General features: G+C 62.4%; 16 protein-coding genes and 2 pseudogenes. 14 read left to right on the forward strand and 4 right to left on the reverse strand.

Annotated features, from left to right (window positions below; all coding sequences use genetic code 11):
* Positions 1-92 (forward strand): annotated as a pseudogene (locus tag EOB49_RS38070) (endonuclease domain-containing protein); the annotation flags it as partial.
* A 119-nt stretch (positions 93-211) separates the two neighbouring features.
* Here the strand turns inward: EOB49_RS38070 and EOB49_RS28920 are convergent.
* The 4 genes from EOB49_RS28920 to EOB49_RS28935 form a co-directional block, all read right to left on the reverse strand.
* Positions 212-1,252, reverse strand: coding sequence for a DUF3445 domain-containing protein (locus tag EOB49_RS28920; RefSeq protein ID WP_127382980.1), 1,041 nt, complete (start codon positions 1,250-1,252; stop codon positions 212-214).
* A gap of 91 nt (positions 1,253-1,343) precedes the next feature.
* Complete coding sequence (locus tag EOB49_RS28925; RefSeq protein WP_127382981.1) at positions 1,344-2,309, reverse strand: PDR/VanB family oxidoreductase; 966 nt, start codon at positions 2,307-2,309, stop codon at positions 1,344-1,346.
* Entirely contained in the window at positions 2,306-2,902 is a 597-nt protein-coding gene (locus tag EOB49_RS28930; protein ID WP_127382982.1) for a dimethylamine monooxygenase subunit DmmA family protein, read from the reverse strand. Before EOB49_RS28930 ends, EOB49_RS28925 begins: the two co-directional genes overlap by 4 nt.
* A gap of 142 nt (positions 2,903-3,044) precedes the next feature.
* Positions 3,045-4,178: an aminomethyltransferase family protein gene (locus EOB49_RS28935; RefSeq protein ID WP_127382983.1), complete on the reverse strand. Its 1,134-nt coding sequence runs from the start codon at positions 4,176-4,178 to the stop codon at positions 3,045-3,047.
* 286 nt (positions 4,179-4,464) lie between these two features.
* On the opposite strand from EOB49_RS28935, the gene EOB49_RS28940 reads away from it, so the two are divergent.
* From EOB49_RS28940 to EOB49_RS29005, 13 genes and pseudogenes are all read left to right on the forward strand, one after another.
* Positions 4,465-4,752 carry a hypothetical protein gene (locus EOB49_RS28940; RefSeq protein WP_027036059.1) on the forward strand — a complete coding sequence of 96 codons (288 nt, stop codon included), beginning with the start codon at positions 4,465-4,467 and terminating at the stop codon, positions 4,750-4,752.
* 12 nt (positions 4,753-4,764) lie between these two features.
* Positions 4,765-5,142 carry a hypothetical protein gene (locus tag EOB49_RS28945; RefSeq protein ID WP_013532899.1) on the forward strand — a complete coding sequence of 126 codons (378 nt, stop codon included), beginning with the start codon at positions 4,765-4,767 and terminating at the stop codon, positions 5,140-5,142.
* Positions 5,143-5,178: 36 nt separating this feature from the next.
* Positions 5,179-5,340 (forward strand): hypothetical protein, encoded by a 162-nt coding sequence (locus EOB49_RS28950; RefSeq protein WP_013532900.1) that lies wholly within the window; start codon positions 5,179-5,181, stop codon positions 5,338-5,340.
* Between the two features lie 14 nt (positions 5,341-5,354).
* Positions 5,355-6,758, forward strand: a complete 1,404-nt coding sequence (locus EOB49_RS28955) for an amino acid permease (protein WP_023808735.1) — start codon at positions 5,355-5,357, stop codon at positions 6,756-6,758.
* Between the two features lie 45 nt (positions 6,759-6,803).
* Positions 6,804-7,493, forward strand: coding sequence for a hypothetical protein (locus tag EOB49_RS28960; protein WP_164781842.1), 690 nt, complete (start codon positions 6,804-6,806; stop codon positions 7,491-7,493).
* Complete coding sequence (locus EOB49_RS28965) at positions 7,490-7,813, forward strand: hypothetical protein (RefSeq protein ID WP_127382984.1); 324 nt, start codon at positions 7,490-7,492, stop codon at positions 7,811-7,813. The genes EOB49_RS28960 and EOB49_RS28965 overlap by 4 nt, the downstream gene beginning before the upstream one ends.
* A 103-nt stretch (positions 7,814-7,916) precedes the next feature.
* Positions 7,917-8,813 (forward strand): glutamine amidotransferase family protein, encoded by an 897-nt coding sequence (locus tag EOB49_RS28970; protein WP_063167616.1) that lies wholly within the window; start codon positions 7,917-7,919, stop codon positions 8,811-8,813.
* A gap of 4 nt (positions 8,814-8,817) precedes the next feature.
* Positions 8,818-9,543 (forward strand): GXGXG domain-containing protein, encoded by a 726-nt coding sequence (locus EOB49_RS28975; protein ID WP_127382985.1) that lies wholly within the window; start codon positions 8,818-8,820, stop codon positions 9,541-9,543.
* A 6-nt stretch (positions 9,544-9,549) separates the two neighbouring features.
* Positions 9,550-10,878: an FMN-binding glutamate synthase family protein gene (locus EOB49_RS28980; RefSeq protein WP_127382986.1), complete on the forward strand. Its 1,329-nt coding sequence runs from the start codon at positions 9,550-9,552 to the stop codon at positions 10,876-10,878.
* 61 nt (positions 10,879-10,939) lie between these two features.
* The gene (gene glnT, locus EOB49_RS28985; RefSeq protein ID WP_127382987.1) at positions 10,940-12,247 is read left to right on the forward strand and encodes a type III glutamate--ammonia ligase; all 1,308 of its coding nucleotides are present in this window, start codon (positions 10,940-10,942) and stop codon (positions 12,245-12,247) included.
* A gap of 36 nt (positions 12,248-12,283) precedes the next feature.
* Complete coding sequence (locus tag EOB49_RS28990; protein WP_127270293.1) at positions 12,284-13,537, forward strand: sarcosine oxidase subunit beta family protein; 1,254 nt, start codon at positions 12,284-12,286, stop codon at positions 13,535-13,537.
* A 17-nt stretch (positions 13,538-13,554) separates the two neighbouring features.
* The gene (locus EOB49_RS28995; RefSeq protein WP_127382988.1) at positions 13,555-13,830 is read left to right on the forward strand and encodes a sarcosine oxidase subunit delta; all 276 of its coding nucleotides are present in this window, start codon (positions 13,555-13,557) and stop codon (positions 13,828-13,830) included.
* Between the two features lie 241 nt (positions 13,831-14,071).
* A pseudogene (locus tag EOB49_RS29005) lies at positions 14,072-14,608 on the forward strand (2Fe-2S iron-sulfur cluster-binding protein); the annotation flags it as partial.
* Positions 14,609-14,867 lie beyond the last annotated feature (259 nt).

The following is a 14,867-nucleotide window of genomic DNA, read 5'->3' on the forward strand; positions in this document are numbered from 1 at the left end:
TCCTGCGCTTCTGGAACGACGATGTCATTCGCGATATCGACAATGTCTGCCAGCATGTCGTGATTGTGGCTGGGCTGGGCGACGCGTCGTAAGCGCGGAGGTGGAGATTGGGCAAGGCAGGCGCTCCACGGCGCCCCCCTCTGCCCTGCCGGGCATCTCCCCCTCTTGGGGGGAGATTGGCTGCTTTGGGGGCAGCGCCAACATCAGCTATTCAATCCGGCCCAAACCCTGGGCTCGTCGCGCTCCCATCGTCCAGCTTCGACAGCCACTCGACCAACGCCGGGCGATAGCGCGTCAGGCCCTTGTAGTTGGCGAGTTCGTCGGGCAGGTCGCGGATGACGCGGTGCAGGCGCCGTGCCCATTTTGGCTGCGTCACCAGTTCATCCATCTTGATCAGATAGCAGCGGATCGGGAAGACGATGCCGTTGGAGCGCGGCAGGCGCCAGAAGCTCTGCAGTTCGACGCGAAGATGCACCTTGTCGCCGACATTCTCCGGCGTCACCGTCGCCCGATCCGGCCCCCATTTGTGGTAGTTCTCGGGGCTGGTGTCGAGGCGCGGATTGATGGTCATCGTCCAGTTCAGGCGCCGCGCCGGCTTGCCTTGCTGGATGTTGGTGAGGAATTTCAGCGCCCTGACGAAAATCCCCTTCTCATGCGCCAGCGGCACCGGAGCGTGCCATTCGAAGAAGTTCATGCCGATGTCGAAATCGAGCGACCAGTCGGCCTGGGTGGTGACCATGCCGGCATCCATCCACAGATTGCCGTCGCGCTGGTCGAGGATGCAGAAATCGCCCTGGCTCTGCCGGGTGATGTATTCCATCGGCCCGTAAGGCAGCGTCGAGGTGTCGCCGAAAGTGAAGGTGTCGTCGATGCCAAGCGGCCGGTTGACCCAGCGCCAGCGATCGCCGTCGCGGGTCAGTGTGAAATGCTCGGGGTAGCCCAGCGCCTGCTGCTCCATCAAAAGCTCGAGCAGGTCCCAGCCGGCCAGCGTCATGTGCGGCAGCGACTGGCAGCGCAGCGGATCCTCGGCCAGGACCAGTGCGCGGTCCTGCATCTCGGCGACATAGTGCTCATCGACGTCGATCAGGTTTTCCAGCACGCTGCCCCTGGGCCCGACGACATGCGGCTCGATGTTGACCGCATACATGTAGGCGTCTTCGTGGAACGGGAACGGGAAGCGCCTGATGTGCTCAGGGCTGTTCTTGAAGGTGAAGTCGTCGCGGAACGTTTCCTTGCGAAAGGTAATGTCCATGATTTTCTCCTAGAGCGGGCTGCCCGCTCTATCTCTTTGTTTTAGCCGCATTTCTGCGACGCCAAGTGTATCCACTTGGCTGCAAAATGCTCTACCGTTCCAGGACCAGCGACCGGCCTTCGAAGCGCGACACGCACGGCATGATCTTCTTGCCCGAACGGTGCTCTTCCTCGCTCAGCCAGTGGTCGTTGTGGATGAACCTGCCGTCGCAAGAGATGACGTTGGTCTCGCACTGGCCGCAGACGCCGCCGCGGCAGAGATAGGGCGGATCGACGCCGGCCGCCTCGATCGCCTCGAGCAGGCTCTGCTGTTCGTCGACGCGGATCGCCTTGCCGCTGACGGCAAGCGTCACGTCGAACGGCAGTCCGGGTTGAGGTGCCGCGAAATGCTCGAAATGCACGGTTTCCGCCGGCCAGCCAAGGCTTGCCGCGCGATCGCGCACCCAGTTGATCATCCCGGCCGGGCCGCAGACATAGAGATGCGTGCCGAGCGGCTGCGTCGACAGCAACCGGTCGAGTTCGATGCGCTCCTCAAGGTCGTCATGATAGAGCCTGACCCGGCGGTCGTAGCGCTCGCGCAGCACATCGGCATAGGTGCCGAGCGATGCGGTGCGGCAGGTGTAGTGCAGTTCGAAATTGCCGCCTTCCGCCGCAAGCTGAGCGGTCTGTGCCATGAACGGCGTGATGCCGATGCCGCCGGCCAGCATCAGATGCTTTTTGGCGCGCAGGTCGAGCGAGAACAGGTTGACGGGGTAGCTGACCACCATCTCCATGCCCGGCTTGACGCTCCGGTGCATGAACAGCGAGCCGCCACGGCCGACATCGTCGCGCCGCACCGAGATCGTGTATTCGCGCGTATCGAGCGGCGAGCCCATCAGCGAATAGGGATTGAGCCTGGTGCGTTCGCCGTCGCGCATCTCGACCACGACATGGGCGCCGCCGGAAAAAGTCGGCAAAAGCTGCCCGTCGCGCCGGCGAAAATGGAAGCGGGTGACGAGGTCGTTGACCGGGACGACGTCGCTGACAACGACATCGAGTTTTGTTGTTCCGGTGCTCATCGAAAAATCTCCTCCATCGGAGGAATCTCCGAGCGATCTTCCGCATTGATGCAGACGCCCTGGAAGGCTGCGATGCGCCTGGAATAATGGTCGCGCACCAGAAGCAGCAGGCCGCAATGCGCGCAGGTCGCCGGCTGCGTCGTCACATTCTCGGTGATGCCCTTGCAGTGGACGCATTGCATGCGCCGCGCCAGCGAGCCGCGGTGCTCGGTCTGGATCGAGGTGTGGTCGATGCCGGCTTCAAGCGCCACCTGCATCGCCTGGCCGATCAGGCCCTCGGTGCCGGCGAGATAGAGGCGCAATCCCATATGCGCGTTGGCCAGTGTCTGCCGGAGCCGTGGCAGCAGGCTGGCAAAGGACGGCGCCTCGTGGAACTGTGCCGGCTTCAACGCTTCGAGCGCGACGGCATGTTTCCCGTCAAGCCCGGGAATGAAGACGATTTCGGCGTCGCCGAAAAACCTGGGCGGCGCCCTCCCGGCCATCTCCGCTATCGCCAGCGCCCCTTCTGCATCCGCGATGAAAAGATGATGCTTGCCGGGTTGCGGTGACAAGGTTCCGTAAACGGGCCGGCTGATGATACTTTTGGCTGCCATTTATGTCTTCGTGCCTTCGAGCGCTTCACCGTTTCATAGAAACGGCGGACCGCTCTATCTCTTTGCTTTGACGCAATTCCGGACGGAAAACCGTTTCACACTTTTCCTGGAATTGCTCGAACCCCTCGGTGTTGACTATGCCTCAACCTTTCGCCGTGCGCTTGGCCTTCTTTGGATCATCGAAGGGAAGCGGCTGCGCCGTCGCCTTGATGGCACCGCTCTTGTTGCGGATTTCGAGCTTGGTGTCCTTGACCGCGCAGTCCACGTCGAGCCGGGCGATGCCCATCGATTTCTCGACCAGCGGCGAATACATGGCACAGGTTACCACGCCGACCTTTTTGCCGTCGCGATAGACCGGCGCACCTTCGTCAGCCGGCTCCTTGCCGTCGAGCAGCACGCCATAGATCTTGAAGCGCTCCTTGCCCTTCAGGCGATAGTGCTCCTCGGCGCCGCGAAAGCCGGTCTTGCCGGGGCTGACGGTGAAGTCGAGGCCGAGTTCCCACAGCGTGTCGCCGGGGCCTTCGTTTTCAAACGGATATTTCTGCGAATTGTCGTAGGGGTAGAAGAGCAGATAACTTTCGACGCGCAGCATGTCGAGCGTGGTGAAGCGGCACGGAATGATGCCGGCGCTCTTGCCCTCGTCGAGGATCCTGTCCCAGATCGTGCCGGCATCCTGGCCGCGGCAGAAGATCTCGTAGCCGCGCTCGCCGGTATAGCCGGTGCGCGAAATCATGACGGGCAAGCCGAACAGTTGCGTCTGCATGTGATGGAAATAGTTGAGGTCGCGAATACCCGGCACGTGCTTGGCCAGATAGTCGACTGCTGTCGGACCCTGCAGCGACAGATCGTGCAGATTATCGTCGAAGCGCAGCGACACGTCGCGCCCTACCGAAGCACGCTGCAACTCCTCATGGCCGGTGCCCGAACCATGCACGACCATCCATGCATTGGGGCCGGTGCGGTAGAGGATGCAATCGTCGGTGAATTTTCCCGCCTCGTTCAGCATGCAGGCATAGGCCGACTTGCCGGGATAGATCTTTTCGACATCGCGTGTGGTGGCGAGGTCGATGAGATGCGAGGCGTGCGGCCCTGATATGTGGACCTTCTTGAGGCCGGAGACATCCATCAGACCAGCCTTGGTGCGGATGGCGATGTACTCCTCGTCGGCATCCTTGTCGTAGGTCCAGGCGGTTCCCATGCCGCTCCAGTCTTCGAGCTTCGAACCGAGCGCTCGGTGCCGATCCGCCAGGGTCGAAAATCTCCAGGATGCCGTCATCCGCTCGTCCTCCGTTTCGATAATGCTCTGCTGTTCCCTGCCCCCTGCGCAGCGGCGGGAGCTTTGGCCGAATATTGATCGCAAACCTCCGGGCGCCGCAATACCCATAAGCAATTAATTTCATTGTCAGGCAAAATCCGCCACGCAAACCAAACGGTTAACCCCACGTAAATCGCGCTTGACAATTGCGGGATTCAGACAGAATTTATGAAAAAAATTTCACTCTGTTGAAAGAGGACGGCGGACGGGGGATTCGGAACCGGACGGCGGAAAAGGGGAGAAACCGATGTCAGACATGCAGCAGCGCATCGAAGCGCTGTACCGTTCCGACGTGCGCGGAGCCGCGCTCCTGATCGTCTGCCTGTGGGCGACGATCCTCTTCGTCCTCCTCATGACATGGCCCTACATCCCGCACAGCGGCATCAAGGCCGTAGTCGCGATCGCCGCCGCCGCCGTGCTGATCTTCAACACGGCCGCCATCCTGGCGATGGTCAAGCACTACAAGGAAGACAAGGAATTCATTTACGGGCTCGATATCAAGAACGCCGACGCGTTCCGCAACCGCAAGTCCTGAGGGGTAGAAGAGATGTCCCGCTACACGCCGCCGGAGCAAAGCAAGGCCGGGCAGGTTTTCGACATTGCCGTCGTCGTGGTCGCCATTTTTGTGGCACTGTGGCTACCGCTCAAGCTGGGCCTCGCCGGCGCGGCGAAATCCATCGACGCGCTCGACGCCAAGACCTGGGAAGCGCTAGGCCAGAACCCGACCATGGCGTCTATCTGGGAAAAACTCGGCTATACGCCCGAGACCGCGCACGACATCATCCAGAACCGCTTCCACTATGTCATCGACTGGCCGACGCTGATCATCATGGCGGCGGTGCTGATCGGTTATTTCGTTTTCCTGTTTCGTGCATCAGACCGCGAATATCGCGACGTCATCAACGAAAAATTCGACGACAAGTAAGAGTTCTGAGGACGATTTAATTCGGGGGACACGATCATGTGGGTGGCACTCTCTTACGCATGCTGGGGCATCTCGATCGTGCTCGCTTTGTGGATGCTCTACGACTGGTTCAAGGTTGACACAACCTTCTCCGAAGAGGTGCTGACCTCCTCGCGCGAGGGCGAACTGGAAGCCACTTCCGAAAAACACCGGATCTGAGTGAGGATTGAACAATGACGATCGCACTTGAACCGGCTGCCCCGGCTGCCCAAGGGGACAGAGTTTCACTCCTGCGCGTGCTCGGACCGGCCCATGTCTGGGCGCTCGGCGTCGGCATCGTCCTGGTCGGCGAATTCACCGGCTGGAATTTCTCGGCGGACAAGGGTGGCGCACTGGCCGCGCTGATCGTCTGCTGGGTCGTGGGATTGCTCTACACCTCGGTCGCCATGATCGATTCCGAGGTGACATCGACCGTGGCGGCCGCCGGCGGCCAGTATGCGCAGGCAAAGCACATCGTCGGACCGCTGATGGCGTTCAACGTCGCGCTGTTCCTGGTCTTTGCCTACACCATGCTCGAAGTGTCCGACGCCATCCTGCTCGGCGACACCATCGTCGCCAAGGCCGGCGTCGAAGGGCTCACCCACAATTCCTTCATCGCCGCGACCATCGTCGTGCTGGCGTGGCTGAACTATCGCGGCGTGCTGATGACGCTCAATGTCAACTTCGTCATCACAGCGGTCGCCTATATCTCGATCGTCATCCTGTTCTTTTCGGTCAGCCCGTGGACGCAAGGCGCCGTGCTGAAGCTGAACGAGTTGGTCACGCCTGGCAATGCGCTTCCCTATGGCTGGATCGGCGTCATCGCCGCCTTCCAGTTCGGCATCTGGTACTATCTCGGGATCGAGGGCACCACACAGGCCGCCGAGGAAGTGCGCTCGCCGGCCCGCTCGCTGCCTTACGGGACCATGGCCGGCATGATCACGCTTTTGATCGCAGCCGCCATGACCTGGTATGTCTGCGCCTCGATGATGCCATGGGAATATCTCGGCATCACCTATTATCCGCTGTGGGACGCCGGCAAGCTGACTGGCAGCCCGCTGCTCGAGAACCTGTTGTTCGTCGCCACGCTGCTTGCTGCAATGGCCTCCGCCAATGGCTGCATCAACGATGCGGCGCGCGCCTGGTTCTCGCTCGGCCGCGACCGCTATCTGCCGACATGGTTCTCGGCCGTGCATCCGAGATATCGCACGCCCTATCGTTCGATCCTGTTCCTGCTGCCGATCGCGCTGGCCTTCGCCTTCATCGCCGACCTCAACCAGGCGATCACCTTCTCGATCCTGTCGGGCGTGCTGCAATACACGTTCATGAGCATCAACATCATCATGTTCCGCAAGAAGTGGCCGCTCGGCTCGATCCGCCGCGGCTACACGCACCCCTTCCACCCGATCCCGGCCATCGTGCTGTTTTGCCTGTGCGTGGTGACCTTCTTCGCCATCTTCCTCGGCTTCGGCTCGCAACTGATCGCCATGGTCGCCTTCTATTTCCTGATCTCACTGTGGTTCCATTTCTATCGCTACAAATTCGTGCGGCGCGGCGATCAGTTCACCATGCCGTGGCCGAAGCCGCAGGGTTATTGATGGGAGTAGGCCGGTCCGTATCCTGGATGGGCGTGGCATGAGAAAATGTCCGAGCTGACATCAGCACTGCTGGCCGGAGCCATTGTCCTGGCTATCGTTCTCCACCTTGCCTGGCAGGCGCGTGCCAGCCGCAACAGGGCATCGATGGCGCTTGCCGTCGAGCAGGACCGCATCCGCACAGCCATCGCCGACGCAGCCAATGTCTCGGACGGCACCGCCGGCGTCATCACCTGGGAAGGATCCTGGAACAGCCAACGCGTCCAGGTGCGCACCATCGTCGACACACTGGCGACGCGGAAACTGCCGGCGCGCTGGCTCAGCATCTCGGTCACCGAGCCGGTGGCCGTGCCCGGCACCTTCGACATGATGATGCGGCCGGGGTCGCCGACGACCTTCTCCAATTTCGATCATCTCGACCACACGCTGCCGAAGAGTTCGGCATTTCCGGCCGAGGCCGTGTTGCGGACGGATCGCAGGGGCGTCCACTTCCCACTGGAGACCATCGCCGGCCACCTCGGGATTTTTTCCGAAGGGCGCGCCAAGGAACTGCTGATCACCCCGAAAGGGGTACGCATCGTCTGGCTGCTGGCCGAAGCCGAACGGGCGCGCTACGGTGTGTTCCGGCAGGCCGAATTTGGCGACGCCACACTCGATCCCGCGCTGATCGAAAAACTGCTGGTGTCGGTGTCGGCGCTTCGCGACGCCATCAACAAAAGCGAACGGCAAGCCGCATGACCATTCCCACCACGGCACCCACCAACCCCTATCTGGTTCTCGGCGCCGCAATCGTGCTGCCGGGAAGCGGGCACGTCATTCTCGGCGTGCCGGTGCGCGGCCTTCAGTTCCTTTTCTTCATGGTGATCCTGGCATGGGTGACGGCCAAGATCGCGCCGCCCGATGCCAGCTTTGTCGGCCGTCACGCCGGCGGCTTCCTGATCTATGCCTTGTCGATCCTGGACGCCTACAAGATCGCCCGCATCCGCACCGCCAAATGGGTTCACACTGCCCGGCGAGACGGCGACAGTGCACAGAGCGGCATTGAGCCGCATAGGTAACTAGAGGAATATTTTTTTCATACGATTGAATTTGTGCGGCTCATTCGATACATCGTCTCTTAGCTACAAACGATCTCTTAGCTACAAACATCGGGAGGCTGACATGTGTGGAATTGTCGGACTGTTTTTGAAGGACAAGTCGCTGGAACCCCAGCTTGGTGCGATGCTGTCGCAGATGCTGATCTCCCTCAGCGATCGCGGTCCCGACAGCGCCGGCATCGCCATCTATGGCGCGCCTTCCAAGAATGAGGCCAAGATCACCATCCAGTCCGCCAAGCCCGACCGCGATTTCCGCGGCCTCGAGGCGGAGCTCGCCAAGGCCATCGGCACGCCGGTGACGATCGCGGTGAAATCCACCCATGCCGTCGTCAGGACCACGCCGGCCAAGATCGATGAAGCGCGCGAAACCATCCAGGCGCTGCGCCCCGACATCCGCATCATGGGTGCCGGCGACGTTGTCGAGATCTACAAGGAGGTCGGCCTGCCCGAGGCCGTGGTCGATCGCTTCGATGTCCGCAAGATGACCGGAACGCATGGCATCGGCCATACCCGCATGGCAACGGAATCGGCGGTGACGACAATGGGCGCGCACCCGTTCTCGACCGGCGCCGACCAGTGCCTGGTGCACAATGGCTCGCTGTCGAACCACAACAACGTCCGCCGCGAGTTGATCCGTGAAGGCATGACCTTCGAGACCGAGAACGACACTGAAGTGGCCGCCGCCTATCTTTCGTCGCAGATGGCGCATGGCAAGAATCTCGGCGAGGCGCTGGAAGGCACGCTCTCCGACCTCGACGGCTTCTTCACCTTCGTCGTCGGCACCAAGAACGGTTTTGGCGTGGTGCGCGATCCGATCGCCTGCAAGCCTGCCGTGATGGCCGAAACCGACCAGTATGTCGCCTTCGGCTCGGAATATCGCGCGCTGACCAAACTACCCGGCATAGACAATGCGAGGGTCTGGGAACCCGAGCCCGCAACCGTCTATTTCTGGGAGCATTGAATTCATGCCGGCAACCACGCTTTCAAAGACCGCAGCACATGACCCTCGGGTCTTCGATCTTGACCAATCGTCGCTGCGCGAACTCAACCAGGCGCTGCACAATCTGTCGCCCGGCTCGAATGAAACGGCCTGGGAAGTGCTGAACCCGAAAGGCAGCCATTCGGTCGCCGTTGGCGTCGACCAGCCTGTTGCCATCGATGTGCGTGGCAGCGTCGGCTATTATTGCGGCGGCATGAATTCCGGCAGCACCATCACCGTGCATGGCTCGGCGGGTCCCGGCGTCGGCGAGAACATGATGTCGGGCTCGATCACCATCAAAGGCGACGCCAGCCAGTATGCCGGCGCCACCGGCAAGGGCGGCCTGCTGGTCATCGAAGGCAATGCCTCGTCGCGCTGCGGCATCTCGATGAAGGGCATCGACATCGTCGTGCACGGCAATATCGGCCACATGTCGGCCTTCATGGCGCAGTCGGGCAATCTGGTGGTGCTGGGCGATGCCGGCGACGCGCTGGGCGACTCCATCTACGAGGCGCGGCTCTTCGTGCGCGGCAAGGTCGACAGCCTGGGTGCCGACTGCATCGCCAAGGAGATGCGGGCTGAGCATCTGAAATTGCTGCAAGGCCTGCTCGACCGCGCCGGCGTCACCGGCGTCAAGCCGTCGGAGTTCAAGCGCTACGGCTCGGCGCGCACCCTCTACAATTTCAATATCGACAACGCCGACGCGTATTGAGGCAGCATGACCTACAGGAACCCGCCGACGACGCCGCGCAAATCCGCGACCTTCGACGACTATACGCTTTCCGAAATCCGCCGCGCCGCGGCGACCGGCATCTATGACATCCGCGGCGCCGGCGCCAAGCGCAAGCTGCCGCATTTCGACGACCTCTTGTTCCTCGGCGCCTCGATCTCGCGCTACCCGCTCGAAGGCTATCGCGAGCGCTGCGACACATCAGTCGTGCTCGGCTCTCGCCATGCCAAGAAGCCGATCGAGCTAAAGATCCCGATCACCATCGCCGGCATGAGCTTCGGCTCACTGTCAGGCCCCGCCAAGGAGGCACTCGGGCGCGGCGCGACCCTGTCGGGCACCTCGACCACCACCGGCGACGGCGGCATGACCGAGGAAGAGCGCGGCCATTCAAAGCAGCTGGTCTATCAATATCTGCCGTCGCGCTACGGCATGAACCCGCGCGATTTGCGCCGCGCCGATGCGATCGAAGTCGTCGTCGGCCAGGGTGCCAAACCGGGTGGTGGCGGCATGCTGCTTGGCCAGAAGATTTCGGATCGCGTCGCCGAAATGCGCACGCTGCCCAAGGGCATCGACCAGCGCTCGGCCTCGCGCCATCCCGACTGGACCGGACCCGACGATCTCGAGATCAAGATCCTCGAACTGCGCGAAATCACCGACTGGGAAAAGCCGATCTACGTCAAGGTCGGCGGCGCCCGGCCCTACTACGACACCGCGCTTGCCGTGAAGGCCGGCGCCGATGTCGTCGTGGTCGACGGCATGCAGGGCGGCACCGCCGCCACCCAGGAAGTGTTCATCGAAAATGTCGGTATGCCGACGCTTGCCTGCATCAGGCCGGCGGTGCAGGCGCTGCAGGATCTGGGCATGCACCGCAAAGTGCAGCTGATCGTCTCCGGTGGTATCCGCAACGGCGCCGATGTCGCCAAGGCGCTGGCGCTCGGCGTCGACGCGGTCTCGATCGGCACGGCTGCCCTTGTCGCGCTCGGCGACAACGATCCCCGCTGGGAGGCGGAGTATAACGAGCTCGGCACCACGGCCGGCGCCTATGACGACTGGCACGAGGGGCGCGCCCCCGCCGGCATCACCACGCAGGATCCCGAATTGATGAAGCGGGTCGACCCGATCGCCGCGGGACGCCGGCTGGCGAACTACCTCAAGGTGATGACGCTGGAAGCGCAGACCATCGCCCGCGCGTGCGGCAAGAACAGCCTGCACAATCTGGAACCCGAGGACCTCGTCGCCCTGACGATCGAGGCAGCCGCCATGGCCGGCGTACCGCTGGCCGGCACCAACTGGATACCGGGGAAGAACGGCTTCTAATCAATGAAAGGCCGATTCCCGCATACTCGGGAACAACAATCGATAAAAATGGGGAACTAGCGTGGCAACTGATCTTGCAGAATTCGCAAGGGCGAAAAACGTCAAATATTTCATGATTTCCTACACTGACCTGTTCAGTGGCCAGCGTGCCAAGCTGGTGCCGGCACAGGCTATCGCCGACATGCAGAAGGACGGCGCCGGCTTTGCCGGGTTCGCCACCTGGCTGGACCTGACGCCGGCGCATCCCGACATGCTGGCGGTTCCGGATCCGGATTCGGTGATCCAGCTGCCGTGGAAGCCGGAGGTCGCCTGGGTGGCGGCCAACTGTATCATGGACGAAAAGGAGGTCGACCAGGCGCCGCGCAACACGCTGAAGCGGCTGATCGCCGAAGCCGCCAGCGACGGCATGCACGTCAAGACCGGCGTCGAGGCCGAGTTCTTCCTGATCTCGCCGGACGGCAAGACGATTTCCGACGAATACGACACGGCCTCAAAGCCCTGCTACGACCAGCAAGCGGTGATGCGCCGCTATGACGTCATCGCCGAGATCTGCGACCACATGCTGGCGCTCGGCTGGGGCGCCTACCAGAACGACCACGAGGATGCCAACGGCCAGTTCGAGATGAACTGGGCCTTCGACGACGCGCTGGCGACCGCGGACAAGCACTCGTTCTTCAAGTTCATGGTCAAGTCGATCGCCGAGAAGCATGGCCTGCGCGCGACTTTCATGCCCAAACCCTTCCAGGGGCTGACCGGCAATGGCTGCCATGCCCATATCTCGGTCTGGGATAAGGCCGGCAAGACCAACGTCTTCGCCGACAATTCGATGGAGCTTGGCCTGTCGGCCAAGGGCAGGAATTTCCTCGGCGGCATCATGAAGCACGCCTCCGCGCTGGCCGCCATCACCAACCCGACGGTCAATTCCTACAAGCGCATCAACGCGCCGCGCACCATCTCGGGCGCGACCTGGGCGCCGAATACAGTGACCTGGACCGGCAACAACCGCACCCACATGGTGCGCGTGCCCGGCCCCGGCCGCTTCGAACTGCGGCTGCCGGATGGGGCGGCAAACCCCTATCTGCTGCAGGCGGTTATCATCGCTGCCGGCCTCGACGGCATCCGTTCCAAGGCAGATCCCGGCAAGCGCTACGACATCGACATGTACCAGCATGGGCACACGGTGAAGGGCGCGCCAAAACTGCCGCTCAACCTGCTCGACGCGTTGCGCGAGTTCGACAAGGACAAATCGCTCAAGGCGGCGCTGGGTGAGGAATTCTCGTCGGCCTACCTAAAGCTGAAGCACCAGGAATGGAATTCCTATGCTTCGCACTTCACGCAATGGGAGCGCGACCACACGCTGGATATCTGACCACCAGCGTGACGCGAGCGACCTCGGAATGAACTGATGAAATATTCGATCTTTTCGCTCGCCCGCGCCGCCCTGTCCGGCCACAAGAACTGGCAACGCACCTGGCGCGACGCCACGCCGAAGGATCGCTACGACGTGGTGATCATCGGCGGCGGCGGCCACGGGCTGGCCACCGCCTGGTTTCTCGCCAGCGAGTACGGCATCAAGAATGTCGCCGTACTCGAAAAAGGCTGGATCGGCTCCGGCAATGCCGGCCGCAACACCACCATCATCCGCTCCAATTACGGCCTGCCCGGCAACACCGGCTTCTACGAATTGTCGATGAAGCTGTGGGAGCGGATGGAGCAGGACCTCAACTACAATGCGATGGTCAGCCAGCGCGGCGTCATCAACCTCTACCACTCCGACGCACAGCGCGACGCTTATGCGCGGCGCGGCAACACCATGCGCATCAACGGCATCGACGCCGAACTGCTCGACCTCGCCGCCGTCAAGAAGATGATACCGTTCCTGAACTTCGACAATGCGCGCTTTCCGGTACAAGGCGGGCTGTTGCAGCGACGCGGCGGCACGGCGCGGCACGATGCTGTTGTCTGGGGCTATGCGCATGCGGCGAGCGAACTCGGCGTCGACATCATCCAGAATTGCGAAGTCACCGGCTTCGTCAGGGACGCCAATGGCAAGGTGACCGGCGTCGAGACATCGCGCGGCAAGATCGGCGCCGGCAAGGTCGGCATGGCGGTTGCGGGTTCCTCGTCGCGCGTCGCGGCAATGGCCGGCCTGCGCCTGCCGATCGAAAGCCATGTGCTGCAGGCCTTTGTCTCCGAGGCGATCAAGCCGCTCATCCCTGGTGTCATGACCTTCGGCGCCGGCCATTTCTACGTCAGCCAGTCCGACAAAGGCGGCCTCGTCTTCGGCGGCGACATAGACGGCTACAATTCCTACGCCCAACGCGGCAACATGCCTGTCATGGAGGACGTCTGCGAGGGCGGCATGGCGCTGATGCCGATGATCGGCCGCGTGCGCCTGCTGCGCCAGTGGGGCGGCATCATGGACATGTCGATGGACGGTTCGCCGATCATAGACAAGACGCCAGTCGACGGGCTCTATCTCAACGCCGGCTGGTGCTATGGCGGTTTCAAGGCGACTCCAGGCTCCGGCTTTGTCTTTGCCCATCTTCTGGCCCGCGATGAATCGCACGAAGAAGCCGCGCGGTTCCGCCTCGACCGGTTCCGGACTGGTGCGATGATCGACGAAAAGGGCCAGGGCGCCCAACCGAACCTGCATTGAAGGCGGTCTAGAACAGCATGCGCATTGTCTGTCCCTTTTGCGGCGAACGCGAACTCGGCGAGTTCACCTATCTCGGCGATGCCAAGCCGGTGCGGCCGGTCGCCGACGCCTCGGAAGACGAGGTCTTCGACTATGTCTATCTGCGCGACAATGTCGCCGGCGAGACCAGCGAATACTGGTACCATGGCGGCGGCTGCCGGGCCTGGCTGAAGGTCACACGCAACACGCTGACGCATGAGATTTCCGCCGTTGAGCCGGCGGCTGGCGTGGGTGCGAGGCAGGTCGCGAAATGAATTTTCTTGTGCAAGTCAGCGCCGCTCCTCACCTGCCTGCCGGCATCCTCTCCCCGTATAGAGACTGGGAGAGGGCCGCTGGCTGCAACCTGGCCGCTATTCCTGCAGCGTTGATGATTAGCGAAATCGTGGACGAGAGCGTCCTTCTCCCCGTCACTATACGGGGAGAAGTGCCCGGCAGGGCGATGAGGGGCGGCGCGACCCTGCCGCATGACATCGAAGCGACGAAGGGTCGGCAATCGTGACTTCCAGCCAATCTCACCGTCTCACGTCGGGCGGTCTCATCGACCGCTCGGTGCCACTGAACTTCCGTTTCGACGGCAAGATTTTCTCCGGCTTCCAGGGCGACACGCTCGCCTCGGCGCTGATCGCCAACGGTGTCAAGCTGGTCGGCCGCTCGTTCAAATACCATCGTCCGCGCGGTATTCTCACCGCCGGTTCGGAAGAGCCAAACGCGCTGGTCGAGCTGCGCACCGGCGCACGGCGCGAGCCGAACACCAAGGCGACGACAGCCGAACTCTATGACGGGCTCGAGGCCGCCAGCCAGAACCGATGGCCGTCGCTGCGCCACGACGTGATGTCGGTCAACCAGCTGTTCGCGCCGATCTTCGTTGCCGGCTTCTACTACAAGACCTTCATGTGGCCGGCGAAATTCTGGGAAGCGATCTACGAACCGGCAATCCGCCGCGCCGCCGGGCTTGGCCGTGCCGCCGGCATCGCCGATCCCGACCATTACGACAAGGCATGGGCGCATTGCGATGTCCTGATCGCCGGCTCGCGCCGATCTTCGTCGCCGGCTTCTACTACAAGACCTTCATGTGGCCGGCGAAGTTCTGGGAAGCGATCTACGAGCCGGCGATCCGCCGCGCCGCCGGCCTCGGCCGTGCCTCAGGCATCGCCGATCCCGATCACTACGACAAGGCATGGGCGCATTGCGATGTGCTGATCGCCGGTTCAGGTCCGGCCGGTCTGGCCGCGGCATTGGCAGCCGGCCGCGCTGGTGCCCGCGTCATCCTGTGCGAAGAGGATTTTGTCCC

Source organism: Mesorhizobium sp. M7A.F.Ca.MR.148.00.0.0 (assembly GCF_003997735.1).
GTDB lineage: Bacteria > Pseudomonadota > Alphaproteobacteria > Rhizobiales > Rhizobiaceae > Mesorhizobium.